At 63.3% G+C, this 15,106-nt stretch carries 11 protein-coding genes; 7 read left to right on the top strand and 4 right to left on the bottom strand.

Going from position 1 to position 15,106, the window contains the following annotated elements:
- Positions 1–29: 29 nt before the first annotated feature.
- Genes NYR54_RS04685 through NYR54_RS04670 form a run of 4 tightly spaced genes read right to left on the bottom strand, consistent with a single transcriptional unit; the run spans position 30 to position 5,148 of the window.
- Positions 30–617 carry a sarcosine oxidase subunit gamma family protein gene (locus NYR54_RS04685; RefSeq protein ID WP_261514402.1) on the bottom strand — a complete coding sequence of 196 codons (588 nt, stop codon included), beginning with the start codon at positions 615–617 and terminating at the stop codon, positions 30–32.
- Positions 610–3,600 carry a sarcosine oxidase subunit alpha family protein gene (locus NYR54_RS04680; protein ID WP_261514401.1) on the bottom strand — a complete coding sequence of 997 codons (2,991 nt, stop codon included), beginning with the start codon at positions 3,598–3,600 and terminating at the stop codon, positions 610–612. The genes NYR54_RS04685 and NYR54_RS04680 overlap by 8 nt, the downstream gene beginning before the upstream one ends.
- On the bottom strand, positions 3,597–3,878 hold the full coding sequence (locus tag NYR54_RS04675; protein WP_261514400.1) for a sarcosine oxidase subunit delta: 282 nt from the start codon (positions 3,876–3,878) through the stop codon (positions 3,597–3,599). Before NYR54_RS04675 ends, NYR54_RS04680 begins: the two co-directional genes overlap by 4 nt.
- 10 nt (positions 3,879–3,888) lie before the next feature.
- Positions 3,889–5,148, bottom strand: coding sequence for a sarcosine oxidase subunit beta family protein (locus tag NYR54_RS04670; protein ID WP_261514399.1), 1,260 nt, complete (start codon positions 5,146–5,148; stop codon positions 3,889–3,891).
- A 287-nt stretch (positions 5,149–5,435) separates the two neighbouring features.
- Here NYR54_RS04670 and NYR54_RS04665 point away from each other — a divergent pair, with 287 nt between their 5' ends.
- From NYR54_RS04665 to NYR54_RS04635, 7 genes are all read left to right on the top strand, one after another.
- Positions 5,436–6,869, top strand: a complete 1,434-nt coding sequence (locus NYR54_RS04665; RefSeq protein WP_261514468.1) for a UbiA family prenyltransferase — start codon at positions 5,436–5,438, stop codon at positions 6,867–6,869.
- Entirely contained in the window at positions 6,869–8,218 is a 1,350-nt protein-coding gene (locus NYR54_RS04660) for an FAD-binding oxidoreductase (RefSeq protein ID WP_261514398.1), read from the top strand. The genes NYR54_RS04665 and NYR54_RS04660 overlap by 1 nt, the downstream gene beginning before the upstream one ends.
- A gap of 111 nt (positions 8,219–8,329) precedes the next feature.
- Entirely contained in the window at positions 8,330–8,761 is a 432-nt protein-coding gene (locus tag NYR54_RS04655) for a DMT family transporter (protein WP_261514397.1), read from the top strand.
- A complete protein-coding gene (locus NYR54_RS04650) occupies positions 8,758–9,765 on the top strand; it encodes an NAD-dependent epimerase/dehydratase family protein (protein WP_261514396.1) in 1,008 nt (335 codons plus the stop codon). The genes NYR54_RS04655 and NYR54_RS04650 overlap by 4 nt, the downstream gene beginning before the upstream one ends.
- 87 nt (positions 9,766–9,852) lie before the next feature.
- Positions 9,853–11,232 carry an aspartate aminotransferase family protein gene (locus NYR54_RS04645; protein WP_261514467.1) on the top strand — a complete coding sequence of 460 codons (1,380 nt, stop codon included), beginning with the start codon at positions 9,853–9,855 and terminating at the stop codon, positions 11,230–11,232.
- Positions 11,233–11,253: 21 nt separating this feature from the next.
- On the top strand, positions 11,254–12,441 hold the full coding sequence (locus NYR54_RS04640; protein WP_261514395.1) for a hypothetical protein: 1,188 nt from the start codon (positions 11,254–11,256) through the stop codon (positions 12,439–12,441).
- A 117-nt stretch (positions 12,442–12,558) separates the two neighbouring features.
- On the top strand, positions 12,559–15,075 hold the full coding sequence (locus NYR54_RS04635) for a GcvT family protein (RefSeq protein ID WP_261514394.1): 2,517 nt from the start codon (positions 12,559–12,561) through the stop codon (positions 15,073–15,075).
- Positions 15,076–15,106 lie beyond the last annotated feature (31 nt).

The following is a 15,106-nucleotide window of genomic DNA, read 5'->3' as shown; positions in this document are numbered from 1 at the left end:
GGACGGAAACCGGTTTCCACTTTTTCTGCTTAGCCGGCGACCTCGTAGCCGACTTCCTCGGCCGCTTCGCATAGCTCCAGCCAGAAGGCCCGGGCAAAGGAGCGGAAGACATAGATGTCGAACCCGTTGGGGCTGATGCGCTGGATCTGTGCGAAAATATCGTGATGCACGGTCGCCCGTCCCTCGGTGAGGGGAAAGGCCTCGGCATGAAAGTCGATGGCGAACAGCTTGGAAAGCACCCAGCCTGCGCGCGCACCTTCAATGCGAATCGCCGTCCGCCCGTGTGAAAGATCGGTCACGGTGCCGATTTCGAGCGGCAGGGCTGCGGCAAGCCGGGCGGGCAAATCCGCCCCGCCCGTCACCAGAAAGCGCTGGGGACCGATGGAGAAGGCCGAGCTTTCCGGCCCCACGTCGCCGGTATTGGGTTCGGCGGACAGGGAAAGGGCGGTCACGCTGGAGATCACTTCGGCCAGCGCCGCCTTCATGCCGGGCCATGCGGCAGCCTCCGCGATGCCGGAGGGTGTGACCTCGCTGATGCGCAGGCCGGGGCCGGCGGACAGATTGCCGTGCCTGCCGGGCCGAAAAGCCGCGCCGAGGGGAGATTCGCGCTCAACCATGCAACCGCTTTCCTTCCGGATCGAAGAAATGGTGGCTTACGATCTCGACCTGTCCGAAGCGCTTGCGAAGCGGGTCGGACAGGAAGGCGCGCGTGCCGTGCCGCGCCTTGCCGCCACGCACCAGCGCCAGGCCGATATATTTTTGCAGGGCGGGCGAATAGCACGAGGCGGTGACATGGCCGATGCTCGTTCCGAGTCCGTTACCGTCGGCCTTCTCCACAATGTGCGCCCCGCCGCCAAGCGGCCGGCCGTCGAGCGAGATCACGCCGACGAGGCGCAGGCGGCTCCAGTCGATCTGCCCCTCGCGGTCCATGAGGGCGGAGCCGATGAAGGGCTTTTTCTTGGAAAGCATCCAGTCGAGATAAAGGTCGCGCGCGGTGGTGCGACCGTCGATTTCGGCGCCCGTCACATGGCCCTTCTCGATGCGCAAGGCGCCGAGCGCTTCCAGACCGTAGGGCGTGATGCCGAAGGGCTCGCCTGCCGCCATCAGCGCCTCCCAGACATGGCGGCCGTGGCCCGCGCCGCAATAGACCTCGTAGGCAAGCTCGCCTGAGAAGGATAAGCGGCAGATCATGACCGGCGCACCGGCGATCTCGCCATGCACAATCCCCATGTGAGGCAGGGTTTCGTTGTCGACTGCCGTGCCGGTGACGCAGGCCTGCAGCACCTTGCGCGCGTTGGGGCCGGCCACGGCCGCTCCCGCCCACTGGTCCGTAACCGAGGTCACGTGCACCTTGAGCTGCGGCCAGACCACATCGAGGTAATATTCCAGATGCTGCATCACCTTACCGGCATTGGCCGTGGTGGTGGTCATCAGGAATTCATGCTCGCCAAGGCGCCATGTCGTGCCGTCGTCGAACGCGATGCCGTCCTCCCGCAGCATGAGACCGTAGCGGGCCTTGCCGACGGGCAGGGTGGAGAAGACGTTGGTATAGACGTGATCGAGGAAACCGGCCGCATCCGGCCCCTTGACGGCAATCTTGCCGAGGGTGGAGACATCGCAGATGCCCACCGAGCGGCGGACCGCGGCGGCTTCCCGGGCATAGGCCTGCTCAACCGTTTCACCCGGCTCGCCATAGATCATGGGGCGGTGCCAAAGCCCCGCCTCCATCATGCGCGCGCGCCGTTTCACGTGCCAGTCATGCATGGGCGTCAGCCTGTCGGGCTTGAAACGCCAGTGCCGCTCCGCCGCGAGCGAGCCGATGGAGATCGGCGAGAAGGGCGGGCGGAAGCGGGTAGTGCCGACCTTCTCGATGGGCAGACCCCGGGCATCGGCCATGATGGCAAGGCCGGGTACATTGGAGGTCTTGCCCTGGTCGGTCGCCATGCCCAGAGTCGTGTAGCGCTTGAGATGCTCCACCGAGACAAAGCCTTCGCGATGGGCGAGCCGCACGTCATCAGCGGTCACGTCATGCTGCAGGTCGACAAAGGCCTTGCCCTTGGCCTTGATCTCGAAAACGGCAGCGGGGAAGGGGTCAAGCGCCGGTGCCGCCACTTCGGGAAGCTTGACGCGCGAGGCCTTCTTGCCGGTTGCCTTCAACCCGGCGTCGCGGCCGGTGCTCAGGGCCTCGGCGGTTGTGAGCGCTCCGGTGAACGCGCCGGCACCCACCCATTTCTGGTTCGGCTCGGGCGGCAGGAAGGCCTGGAGCTTGCCATCCCAAACAGGAGCGCCGCCAGCCTGGCTTGCCAGGTGAATGGCCGGTGACCAGCCGCCCGAGACCACGAGACAATCGGCTTCGATCGGCCGCGGATCGCCGGAAAGCCGGCCGGTGGCGGCATCGAAATGCTGCACCATCACTTTGGTCAGCCGCTTGCCGACTGTGTCCGTTACGGCATGGCCCGTTAGCGGAGCGATTCCCGCCTGTTCGGCGAGCGCGCGGGCCGCCGGCGAAATCTCGGGGCGCACGTCGATGATAGCGACGATGGCGGCCCCAGCCTCCTTCAGCGCCGCGGCGGCGCGATAGGCGCTGTCATTATTTGTGAAGACGGCGATCTTTTCCCCGGGCAGCACGCCGAATTCGCGGGCATAGCGTTCGGCCGCTCCGGCGAGCATCACGCCTGGGCGGTCGTTGCCGGGAAAGACGAGGGGCCTTTCCAGAGCGCCCGTAGCCAGAACCACGGTGCCTGCCCGGATCGACCAGTGGCGGTGGCGCGGCACCCCTATGGGGGCGGCCGGCAGATGGTCAGTGACGCGCTCGATGGCGGCGAGATTGTTGCCGTCGTAATAGCCCCACACGGTTGTGCGCGTGAGAATTTGCACATTGTCGAGGGCGGTAAGCTCGGCGGCTTTCACCTCCGCCCATTCAGTCGCCTTCTTTCCACCGATCTCCTCGCCCGACCAGTTGGCGCTGCCGCCAAGGCGCGGGTCCTGCTCGGCCAGGATCACGCGCTTTCCCGCCTTTGCGGCTTCCGTGGCGGCCATCAGGCCGGCTGGACCGGCACCCACGACGAGCACGTCGCAGAAGGCGTTCATCTTCTCGTAGCGGACCGGGTCCTTCTCGTAGCCGGCCCGCCCGAGGCCAGCCGCGCGGCGGATGAAATGCTCGCAGAACATCCAGAACCGTGTGCCTTTCAACGGGCCGATCACGGGGCCCATGAAGGTCTTGTAATAGAAGCCCGCGCTGAAAAGCGGACCGGCAAGCTGGTTGACGGCGGCAAGGTCGAATTCGAGCGAGGGGAAGCGGTTCTGGCTTTCGGCCGTCAGCCCGTCATAGATTTCGATCCCTGTGGCCGGGATGTTGGGCTCGCGCACGCCATCCTTCAGCACCGTCACCAGAGCGTTCGGCTCGTCGATCCCGGCGGTGAAAATGCCGCGCGGACGGTGGTATTTGAAGGAGCGGCCGACAAGCGTGACGCCATTGGCGAGGAGCGCTGAGGCCAGCGTGTCGCCAGCGTAACCCGTGTAGGTCTTGCCGTCGAAGGTGAAACGGATGGGCTGGCTGCGGTCGATGAGACCGCCACCCGTGGCGCGGCGGGCACTCATTGCCGGCCCTCGGCGGTGTTGAGCCCCGCGTGAGCGAAGGCGACGCTGATGATCTCGTGGCTAAGCGTATCGCGTACTACGACCAGATGCGCCCGGCATCCACCTGAATGCTGCCAATACTCCCGATGGGGCCCGGAGGGGTTGGGCCGGTTGTAGACGTAATCGTACCAGGCTTTCATGTCGGTGGATGCCGGATCGGGCCGCACGCGCGTCGCGTCTCCCTGATAGGAGAATTCGGCAAGGTCACGCGGGCCACAGTGAGGGCAGGGGATCAGCATTCTTGTTCTCTCAGTGCAGCTTGGGCGTCGGTCCGACGCCCTTCTCGTCGATGACGGCGCCGCGCTCGAAGCGGGACAGCGTGAAGGGTGCGTTGATGGCGTGCGGCTCGTCCTTGGCGATCGTCCAGGCGAAGGAGAAGCCCGAGGCCGGCGTTGCCTTGAAGCCGCCGTAGCACCAGCCGCAATTCAGATACATGCCGGGCAGCGGGCCTTTGGTGATGATGGGCGAGCCGTCCATGGACATGTCCATGACGCCGCCCCAGCTGCGCAGCAGCCTCAGCCGCGCCACGGCCGGGAACATCGCCACCATCTCGCCCATGACCTCCTCCACGAGCGGCAGGTTTCCGCGCTGGGCGTAGCTGTTGTAGCCGTCGAGATCGCCGCCGAAGACGAGGCCACCCTTGTCCGACTGGGACATGTAGAGATGGCCGCCGCCGAAAGTGACGACGCAATCGAGATAGGGCTTGATCGATTCAGAGACGAAGGCCTGCAGAACGTGGCTTTCGATGGGGAAGCGTTCGATGCCGGCGAGCCTAAGGACGCGGCTCGTGCTTCCGGCGACCGCTATGGCGACCTTTCTAGCGCGAATCTCGCCGCGCATGCTGGTGACGCCGATTATCGTGTCCCCCTCGCGCAGAAAGCCTGTCACCTCGCAATTCTCGATGATGTCCACGCCAAGCCGGTCGGCCGCCCGCGCATAGCCCCAAGCAACCGCATCGTGGCGGGCGGTGCCGGCGCGCGGCTGCAGGAGCCCGCCGACCACGGGAAAGCGTGCGGAGGCGGAAAGGTCCACGCCTGGGACCTTGCGGGCGATCTCCTCAGGCGTGAGCCACACGCCGTCGCCCCCGCCATGGCACATGGCGTTGCCCCGGCGGATATATTCGTCGGCCTGCGCCGGCGAATGCGCAAGGTTAAGGATGCCGCGCTGGGAGAACATGACGTTGTAGTTCAGCTCGTGGGAGAGGTTTTCCCACAGCCGCACCGAGAAATCGTAGAAGCGGATGGACTCGGGCAGGAGATAGTTCGAGCGCACGATGGTGGTGTTGCGGCCGATATTGCCGGACCCCAGCCATCCCTTTTCCAGCACCGCCACATTGGTGATGCCATGCTCCTTGGCGAGATAATAGGCGGTAGCCAGCCCATGCCCGCCGCCGCCGACGATGATGACGTCGTAGGAGGGTTTCGGTTCGGGTTTGCGCCAGGCCGGCTTCCAGTCCTTATTGCCGGAGAGTGCGTTTTTGAGAAGTGAAAGGGCCGAATATTCCGCCATGCCTGAAGCCGCCAAATTTCAACGGATGGTGGAAGCTATAAGGCAGCATCTTCTGGGAAGGCAAATAATTCGCCATCCGTTTTCACAAGGGCGACGTGCCGGCGCCATAGCCCGCTTTCATCCCAATTTTTGCGGTTGCCTTTACCCGCGGCTAACGCTGACGCCGAAAAGCCGCGCCGCCGGCGCCTAAACTCGAAGAATTTTAGATTTCCGAAGCTCTTGGAGACTAGGAGTGGCCCGCAAAGGCCTTGCCTTTCGGGGAGAGTGGGTTGTTTGGGGGCACCGTCATGGATGCGCGGTCCGAACGCATCGCCGTACCGCTTGCCGTCGATCTCGATGGGACGCTGATCGCGACCGATCTTCTGTGGGAAAGCCTTTTTCTTCTCATCCGTGAAAAGCCGCTCTACCTGTTCCTCCTGCCTTATTGGCTGTGGCAGGGGCGGGCGGTGTTCAAATGCGAGATTGCCGAACGCGTGAATCTCGATCCGGCCGCGCTTCCGTACCGCGAGGCGTTGCTGGCACGCCTGCGCGAGGAACGGGAGGCGGGCAGGCGGATCATCCTCGCAACGGCCGCGCCGCGCAAGTTCGCGGAAAGGATCGCGGAGCATCTCGGGCTGTTCGATCTCGTCATCTGCACAAATCGCGCCTGCAACATGGCTTCTGACACGAAGCGGCAGGCGCTTACCGAGCTCTTCGGTGATGGCGGGTACGACTATGCGGGCAACGGACGTGCCGACATTCCGGTATTCGATTCGGCGCGGCGCGCCATCGTGGTGGCGCCTGACCGGCATGCAGCCGGCTGGCACGCGCGGCATGGGGGCGAGCTGATCGTCGCCCCCGAACTGACGCTGAAGACCCTCGCCAGGATGGTGCGCGTGCACCAGTGGGTGAAGAACGCACTCATCTTCGTGCCGGTGGTGCTTGCGCATCAATATTTCAATCTTCCTCTTCTCCTGGACTGCCTGCTTGCTTTCATGGCCTTCAGCGCCGCGGCCTCGGCGATCTACATCCTCAACGATTTCTTCGACCTGGCCAACGATCGGCGCCATCCCACCAAGCGCAACCGTCCTTTCGCGAGCGGGGCACTCCCCATTCCCTTCGGGCTCGCAGTGATGGTTGTGCTGCTTGCAGTCAGCGCGGTCACGGCCTTCTTTCTGCCGCCCCTGTTTGCGGGGGTGCTCGGCCTATATCTGATCTGCACCACGGCCTATTCCATCGCAGTGAAGCGCATGCTGCTGCTCGACGTCCTGACCCTTGCGGGACTCTACACGCTGCGCATACTGGCCGGTTGTGCGGCGACCGACATTGCCGTTTCCTTCTGGCTGCTTGCCTTTTCAACCTTCTTCTTCCTCTCGCTGGCGCTGGTGAAGCGTTATGTCGAACTGCGCTCCATCCAACTGCCAGTAGGCGAGCGCATCGCCGGGCGCGGCTATCGCACCGAGGATCAAGAAATCATCGGCAATGCCGGCATGGCAGCGGCGTTTTCGTCCGCGCTGGTCCTGGCGCTCTACATGCAGAGCGGCACGATCATCCAGCTCTACGAGTATCCCTGGCTGATCTGGCCGCTGAGCCCCATCGTGCTCTACCTCACCATGCGCATCTGGATCCTGGCGCGGCGCGACGAGCTGCACGACGATCCCATCGTCTTCATCATCCGCGACTGGCGCAGCCAGATGTTCATGGCATTCGGCGCGGTTCTGCTGTTTGCGGCGGGGCTGTGATGGCCAGGCGCTATGAGAGCTTTGGCGGAGCCAGCGCGCCGACGCCGCACGCGATCGGGCCTGAGGAAGCCATTGCCCTGCTTAAAGGCGGTAAAGCGGGGCCGGGATCGCTTCTGGCCTATGGTAATGGCCGTTCCTACGGCGACACCTGTCAGAACAGGGCAGGCGTGCTGGTGGACATGCGCTCCAGAAACCGCATCCTGTCATTCGATCCGGATACGGGGCTGCTCAAGGCAGAGGCCGGAGCAATGCTCGCCGACATCATCGATGTTGCAGGCCCCCATGGCTGGTTTCCAGCGGTGGTGCCGGGCACACGCTACGTCACGCTGGGCGGCGCTGTCGCAAACGACATCCACGGCAAGAACCACCACCGGCGCGGCAGCTTCGGCTGCCATGTGGAAAGGCTGACCTTGCTGCGTTCCAACGGAACGCTGCACGAATGCCGCCGCGACCGCTACGGGGATCTCTTCCGCGCCACCATCGGCGGCATGGGGCTAACGGGGCTGATCCTGGACGTCACCATCCGGCTCATGAAGGTGGGCTCGACGGATGTGGAGGAGCGCGTCATTCCCTTCGGCTCGCTGGAGGAATATTTCGAACTCGCAGCCGAGGCCGATGAAGCCAATGAATATGTGGTGGCCTGGATCGACCAGCTTGCTTACGGCCGGAAGGCGGGCAGAGGGCTTCTGCTCACCGCAAACCACGCGCCTGACGGCGCCTTTCGCCCTGCTGGTAAGCCCCGGCTCGCAATTCCCCTCCGGTCGCCCGTAAACCTGCTCAACCGCGTTTCCATCCGCTTCTTCAACGAGGCCTACCGGAGAGCAAGGGAGCTGAGCAAAGGCTCGCGTCGAAGCCATTTCGCAGGATATTTTTTCCCGCTGGACGGCGTGCGGCACTGGAACCGGCTCTATGGGCCGAAAGGGTTTTTCCAGCATCAAAGCGTTGTGCCAGAAGAGGCGGCTCGGGAGGCGGTTCAAGCACTGTTACGGGCGGCGCAGGAGGCCGGGCATGTCTCGTTCCTGACCGTGCTGAAACGCTTCGGCGCAGTGTCCTCACCTGGGCTCCTCTCTTTTCCGCGACCGGGCTATACGCTGACGCTGGACTTCCCAAACCGCGGAAGGAAGACGCTCGAACTCTTTGAGAGGCTTGATGAAATAACGCTTTCAGTCGGCGGTGCCGTCAATCCCTACAAGGATGCGCGGATGGCGGCCGCGACCCTTGCCGCTTCCTTCCCGCAGTGGCGGGCACTGGAACGGCTGCGCGATCCCGCGTTCATCTCGGATTTCTGGCGCCGCACGGCTGGAGCCCTGGATTTCCGCGGTCGCGCAGGCGGCGGAGTAGGGCGATGAGCGGGTTCTTTCTGAAAGATTATCGAAAAATCGCCGAATTGAGCGGAGGGGTTCAAGCTGTCTTAGCTTCTTTGCCTTACGCTCCAAAGGGGAAAGCGGGGGCGGGCTATCATGAAATACATACCCTTCATACTGTTCACCGTGTTCACCAATGCGGCGGCCCAGCTCATGCTGAAATACGGCATGATGACGATGGGGCCGCTCACCTTTGCCGGCGTGAACCCGGTCATAAAGATCCTGCAGATCGTCTTCAGCCCGTGGATATTCGCCGGGCTATGCGTCTTCGTCATCTCGATGGCCTCGCACCTTTTCGTGCTGTCCAAGGTGGAGCTTTCCTTCGCCTATCCGTTCCTGAGCCTCGCCTATGTGGCGGTGGCGATCTTGGCCTATCTGCTGTGGTGCGAGGATCTGAACGCCTACCGCATCGCGGGCATCGCACTCATCTGCGCGGGCACCGTGCTCATCGCCCATAGCGGGCGCAAGGCGGAAGAGACTTCTATGGCGGCGAAGGCAATTGAAACCGAAAGGTCGATCATCCGATGAAGCACATCATCTTCGGCGGCGACGGCTTCGTCGGCCGCCATCTTGCACCCAAGCTTTTGGCTGACGGCCAGGAGGTGGTCGTGGCCGACATCGTAAAAAGCGATCTGCCGCACTACCGGCAGATGCGCTTCGTCCATTGCGACGTGACCGATGGGGCATCCGTCGAGGCGGCGGGGATCGGCCCTGACGACATGGTCTACAACCTGTCGGCCAAGATGCTGTCGCCCATTCAGGTGCGCGCTAAGCGGCACGACTTCTTCTATCCGGTGAACTATCACGGCACCGTCCACATCATCGAAGCAATGGACAAGGCGGGCGCGAAGAATCTCGTCCATTTCACCACGGACATGATCTACGGGCACACGGTCACATTCCCGATGACCGAAGACCATCCTGTGGCCCCGCTTGGAGAATATGGGCGCTCCAAGGCGGACACCGAGGTGCTGGCGACTGAGTGGCGAAAGCGCGGCATGAACATCACGCTTTTCCGCCCGCGGCTCATCATCGGGCCCGGCAGGCTCGGCATCCTCGAAAAGCTGTTCAAGCTCATCGACATGAACCTGCCCGTACCGATGATCGGCTCGGGGAAGAATCCTTACCAGTTCATCTCAGTCTTCGACTGCGCGGAGGCGGCAAGGCTGGCCTGGAAGGCAGGTGTGCCGAACGAAGCCTACAACCTCGGCTCGCTCAACCCGCCGCCGGTTAAGAAGCTGCTCGGCGACCTGATCAGGCATGCAGGCTCGCGCTCTTTTCTCCTGCCCACGCCCGCCTGGGCTGTGAAGCGCGTGCTCGATCTGCTCGATCTTCTCGATCTGCCGCTCATGGACCCGGAGCAGTACCTCATCGCCGACGAGATATGCGTGCTCGACGTCTCCAAGGGCAAAAGAGAGCTCGGCTGGGTACCGCAATACCGCGACGAGGACATGCTGATCGCGGCCTATGACGAATACCGGGCGAAGAAAGCCGGGAAAGCCGCTGCCGCGAGCCGCGTGCCGGCCGAATAGGAGCAGATTCCGATGAGCGCGATCGCAAAGACGGAAACGGCAACGTCCAGGGCAGGCAAGCCTTCGAAAATCGGCAAGCCGGCGCTTATGAGCGTCGAGGACGCCAAGGCGCTCGATGTCGGGCGCATGACGGAGCTCTTCAAGGCGCATCTCAATCCGGGCCAGCTCCATTTCATGAAGCTGCTCGGCTTCCACAGGGTGAAGGTGGAGCGCGCCGAGGGCATGTATTACATCGACCAGAACGGTCGGAAGATCCTTGATTTCTTCGGCGGCTTCGGCTCGTTGGCCTTCGGCCATAATCACCCGCGCATTCTGGAGGCCCGCCGGCGCTTCCAGGAGGAGAAGCGCCACGAGATCGCGATTGCCTTCATGTCGCAATACGCGGCGACGCTCGCGCACAATCTCGCGCAGTGCTCGCCCGGCGACCTCGACATGGTGTTTCTGGGCTCTTCCGGCTCCGAAGTCATGGAGGCGGCCGTCAAGCTCGCCGAGCGGGCGGCGGGGCCGAAGCGGCCGAAGATCGTCTACGCGGAGAACTCGTTCCACGGGAAAACCAAGGGCGTTCTGGCGGTCACCGATGGCAAGCTCTACCGCGGTGAATTCCGCCTTACCGACAATACGGTGCGCGTGCCCTTCGGCGACAGCGAGGCGGTGGAGAACGCCTTCCGCACCGACCCGGAGATCGGCGCTATCGTGCTTGAGACGATACAAGGCGGTGGCGGTATCATCGAGGCCGATCCGGCCTTCTGGCCCGCGCTGCGCGTCCTCTGCGACAGGTACGGCGTCATCTGGGTAGCCGACGAGGTGCAGTGCGGCTATGGCCGCACGGGCCGCTTCTACGCCTTCGAGCACTATGGCGTTGTGCCTGACATTACGGCGCTTGCCAAATCGCTCGGCACGGGCAAGGCGGCGATCGGCGCCATGATCGCTAGACGCGACATCTACATGCGGGCCTATGGCACGCCGAAAACGGCGATGATCCATGCCATGGCCACTTTCGGCGGCACCGGCGAGGCCTGCATCACGGCCATTGAAGGCCTGAATGTGCTCTACGACGAGGCGCTGATGGAGAATGCGGAGACAATCGGCGCCTATCTCATCGAGCGGTTGAACGCGCTCAAGGAGAAGTATCCACGCATCATCAAGGACGTGCGGGGCAGGGGCTGCATGGTGGGCCTGGAGTTCCAAGACTTCTCGCAGACCCTGCCGGCGGTGCTGCGGCCCATGGTGGCCATGCTGGACGACAAGCTGAAGGGCTCGCTCTCGGGTTTCGTGGGCGCGTTGCTCCTACGCGATTACGACATTCTGGTGGCCTTTACTGAATACAACCGCAACGTCATCCGGCTGGAGCCGCCATTGATCGTCGGCCGCGAGCATGTGGACACCTTTGCCGATGCGCTGGATTCACTGCTTTCGCGCGGCGTCGTGTCCATCGTGCGGGATTTCGTAAAGAGCCAGATGGATTGAGGAAGCGCCAGGGGCGGGGCAATGAGCGCAGGTGGAACTCTGATCGGCCGTGTGCTGGAGGCGGCGCCGGCGGAACCCCTCAAGCGATGGCTGTTGCAGCAAAGCCAGCTCGATCGGCTTGGCGCACTGTTCCTCCTTTTGACGGCCCTTTCTGTCACCGCCTATGGCGTGATCCGCCCCGACTACAGGAACTGGGATATGGTGGCCTATGTGGCCACTGCGCTTGAGAACCGTTACGATGATCCTCAGCAGCTGCACGCAGAAACCTGGGCGATCATTGAGCCGGAAATCTCCGAGTGGCAGGAACACCACCTCAAATATTCCAACCCTTACAATCTGCATCAGTGGGAGAATCCGGCGGACTTCCAGTCCCAGCTTTCCATGTATCGCGTAAAGGTCGCCTTCATCGCGTTCGTGCGGCTTCTGGAGCCTTTGGTCGGAACGCTGTCGGCCATAACGGTTCTGAGCGCGCTCTCCTCGCTCGGCATCGGTCTTCTGTGCCTCTGGTGGCTGTGGCGGGCTGATGCCCTCCAGAGCAGCGTCTTTTTGGTCCCGCTCCTGCTCGTCTCCGACTATTCGCGCATGACCGCCGCGGCCTATCCGGATGTGGCCGCCTCATTCGTTTCCCTGCTGGCGATCTATATGCTGTGGCGCGGGCGCGACTGGGCGGCTTCTGCGCTACTGTTCACCTCCGTGCTTTTCCGGCCGGACAACATCGTTCTGGTTTTCGCGTTGCTGATCACCGCGTTCCTGTTCAACTGGCGCAAGCTGACCTTCATCGTCACCTTCCTGGCCGCCTTAGCCACCGATCTGATGATCTTCAGGGCGCTCGATCATCCCGGCTGGTGGGCGCATTTCTATTTCTCCTGCGTGGAAATGCAGAATTCCATGGTGGGCTTTGATCCGGATTTCTCGCTTGCCGCCATGATGAAGGGCTATGTGCGCGGGTTCATGGGATCGCTCCAATCCAACAACTGGTCGGCGGTCCTGGCGGGGCTGGTGGCAGGTTGGGCCGCGCTTGCCAGACATGGCCGCATGACGGCACCGCGGGCCAACGCGCTCGCCTTCGCACTGATGATCGGGGCGCTCGGCAAGTTCGCCAGTTTCCCGTTGCCGGACGACCGCTTCTATTTCATCTTCACCACAGGCCTCGCGCTCGTCCTGACCGCCTCGTGGAAGCCGCGTTTCGACCGGGCGGCCACCGCCTGAGGCAGAGGTCGCGTCAAAATTCGGCCATGTCGCAAACAGGCCGGGAAAAGCGTGCGGCCGACGCGTAATCTTTCTTCGAAACCGGCTGCATCCGGTCACTTGAAGGAGAATTCGGGCATGCGGGAAGAAGCGCGCGCCGTCGTCATTGGGGGAGGGGTCGTCGGTGTTTCGACCCTTTATCATCTGGCGAAGAAGGGCTGGTCGGATGTGGTGCTGGTCGAGCGCAAGGAGCTGACCTCCGGCTCCACATGGCATGCGGCCGGCCTACTGCCGCTCTTCAACATGAGCTACTCGGTGGGCCAGATCCACAAATACTCGGTGAGGTTCTATCAGGAACTTGAGCGCGAGACCGGCATGAATGTCGGCTTCACTCAGTGCTCCAACATCCGGCTTGCCCGCACGAAGGACCGCTGGGACGAGTACATGTACTACGCCGGGATCGCCGAGACGATCGGCGTGAAGGTGAACGTACTCACGCCCGAGCAGGTCAAGGAGATCTGGCCCCTTTGCGAGACCGAGGGGCTTTTGGGTGCAATCCAGCATCCGGAGGACGGCTATATCCAGCCCGCGGACCTCACCCAGGCGCTGGCCAAGGGCGCTCGAGACAGGGGAGCGGAGATTTACCGCAACACGACCGTGACGGGGATCGAGCAGCGGCCGGACGGGCGCTGGCTCGTGAAGACGGACAAGGGCGACATCGTTGCCGAGCACGTGATTTCCGCCACGGGCAATTTCGCCCGCAGGACCGGAAAGATGGTGGGCCTCGACGTGCCTGTGATTCCCGTCGAGCATCAGTACATCGTCACCGAACCGCATCCAGCGATCCTCGAACGGAAGAAGCAGGGCTTGCCGGAAATGGGCGTGCTGCGCGAGAGCGACTCCTCTTGGTACATGCGCGAGGAGAATGGCGGCCTGCTTCTCGGGCCCTACGAGAAGGGCGCGCCCTGCTGCTATATCGACGGGCCGTCGGACGAGAGCGAGTACGAGCTGTTCCAGGAAGATCTCGACCGGCTGATGCCGCATGTGGAAACGGCGATCGCGCGCGTACCGGCCTTCGGCGAGGTGGGCATCAAGAAGATCTACAACGGTGCCATTCCCTACACGCCTGACGGCTCGCCCATCATCGGACCTGCGCCGGGCCTGAAGAACTTCTGGCTCAATGAGGGCCATTCCTTCGGCATCACGGCAGCGGGCGGTGCCGGCTGGCAGCTTGCGGAGTGGATCGTCGAAGGCGAGCCGTCGATCGACATGATGGGTGTCGATCCGCGCCGCTTCGGCCCCTACGCGACGGAAGGCTATCTCAAGGAGAAGAACGAGGAGGCCTACGCCAACGTCTTCACGGTGCACTATCCCGATGAGGAACGCGCGGCCGCACGGCCCCTGAAGACCTCGCCCTGCTATGAGCGCATGAAGAAGCTCGGCGCGGTTTTCGGCTCCGTCTATGGCTGGGAGAGGCCCAACTGGTTTGCGCCACAAGGCTACGAGGTGCCGAAGGAGGAGCTGGGCGTCGGCGCCGACGTGCTCCTGAAGCACAACCACGCCGCGCCGCTCGAGGACGGACGGATCGTGGAAAAATGGTCGTTCCGCCGGTCGAACTATTTCGAGCATGTCGGCAACGAGGTGAAGAACGTCCACGAGAATGTCGGCCTGCTCGACATGACGGCGTTCGCCAAGTGCTGGGTGAGCGGCCCGGGCGCGGAAGCGTGGCTGAACCGCATTTTCGCCAATCGCGTGCCGACGAAGAACGGGCGGATCGCGCTTTGCCATCTTCTGACGAAGCATGGCGGCGTGCGCTCGGAATTCACCGTCTACCGGCAGCCGACGGGCTTCTATCTGGTGTCAGCCGGCGCCTATGAGGCGCATGACCATGACGTGCTGAGGAAACTCCTGCCCGAGGACGGCAGCGTTCGGATGGTTCCGGTCACCTCGCAATGGGGCGTGCTCGTCCTTGCGGGGCCGAAGAGCCGCGACGTGCTTAGGAAGCTCACCCGCACCGATCTCTCCAATGCCGCCTTCCCGTGGCTCTCCGGCCAGAAGATCAATGTCGGCCCGGCCACCGCCCATGCGCTGCGCGTCAACTTCGTCGGCGAACTCGGCTGGGAGCTGCATCATCCCATCGAGATGCAGAACGCCATTTTCGACATGCTGATGGAGGCGGGCGAGGAATACGGCATCAAACCTTTCGGCATCCGCGCCATGACGTCGATGGCGATCGAGAAGAGCTACCGGCTCATCCCGCGCGAGCTGTCCATCGAATACACCGCCTGGGAAAGCGGGCTCGACCGCTTCGTCCGCCTGGACAAGGGGGACTTCGTCGGCCGCGAGGCGCTCCTGCGCCAGCGCGACGGGAGGCTGAGCTGGAAATTCGTCACCCTCGAAGTGCATGACGTGACCGATGCCGACGCGCGCGGCAACGAGGCGATCTACAAGGATGGCAGGCTCGTCGGCCGCGCCACCCATGGCGGCTATGGCTGGCGTGTAGGCAAGAGCCTAGCGCTTGCCATGGTGCGGCCAGAATTCGCCGAAGAGGGGACCGGGCTTGAAATCAAGATCCTGGGGAAGCTCCACGGGGCGACAGTAATCGCCGAAAGTCCCTTCGACCCGCAGAACGAAGCTCTGAGAGCCGACGGGTAGGCCCCGGCCGGGCACATCCTACACGGGAAAT

This window comes from Chelativorans petroleitrophicus (assembly GCF_025398195.1).
Lineage (GTDB): Bacteria > Pseudomonadota > Alphaproteobacteria > Rhizobiales > Rhizobiaceae > Chelativorans > Chelativorans petroleitrophicus.
The sequence above is the reverse complement of the archived record's forward strand: the minus strand, read 5'-3'. Positions and strand labels throughout refer to the sequence as shown.

Coding starts and splice junctions, on each gene's coding strand:
- NYR54_RS04685 (WP_261514402.1), bottom strand. CDS start 617: ATGGTTGAGCGCGAATCTCCCCTCGGCGCGGCTTTTCGGCCCGGCAGG.
- NYR54_RS04680 (WP_261514401.1), bottom strand. CDS start 3,600: ATGAGTGCCCGCCGCGCCACGGGTGGCGGTCTCATCGACCGCAGCCAG.
- NYR54_RS04675 (WP_261514400.1), bottom strand. CDS start 3,878: ATGCTGATCCCCTGCCCTCACTGTGGCCCGCGTGACCTTGCCGAATTC.
- NYR54_RS04670 (WP_261514399.1), bottom strand. CDS start 5,148: ATGGCGGAATATTCGGCCCTTTCACTTCTCAAAAACGCACTCTCCGGC.
- NYR54_RS04665 (WP_261514468.1), top strand. CDS start 5,436: ATGGATGCGCGGTCCGAACGCATCGCCGTACCGCTTGCCGTCGATCTC.
- NYR54_RS04660 (WP_261514398.1), top strand. CDS start 6,869: ATGGCCAGGCGCTATGAGAGCTTTGGCGGAGCCAGCGCGCCGACGCCG.
- NYR54_RS04655 (WP_261514397.1), top strand. CDS start 8,330: ATGAAATACATACCCTTCATACTGTTCACCGTGTTCACCAATGCGGCG.
- NYR54_RS04650 (WP_261514396.1), top strand. CDS start 8,758: ATGAAGCACATCATCTTCGGCGGCGACGGCTTCGTCGGCCGCCATCTT.
- NYR54_RS04645 (WP_261514467.1), top strand. CDS start 9,853: ATGAGCGTCGAGGACGCCAAGGCGCTCGATGTCGGGCGCATGACGGAG.
- NYR54_RS04640 (WP_261514395.1), top strand. CDS start 11,254: ATGAGCGCAGGTGGAACTCTGATCGGCCGTGTGCTGGAGGCGGCGCCG.
- NYR54_RS04635 (WP_261514394.1), top strand. CDS start 12,559: ATGCGGGAAGAAGCGCGCGCCGTCGTCATTGGGGGAGGGGTCGTCGGT.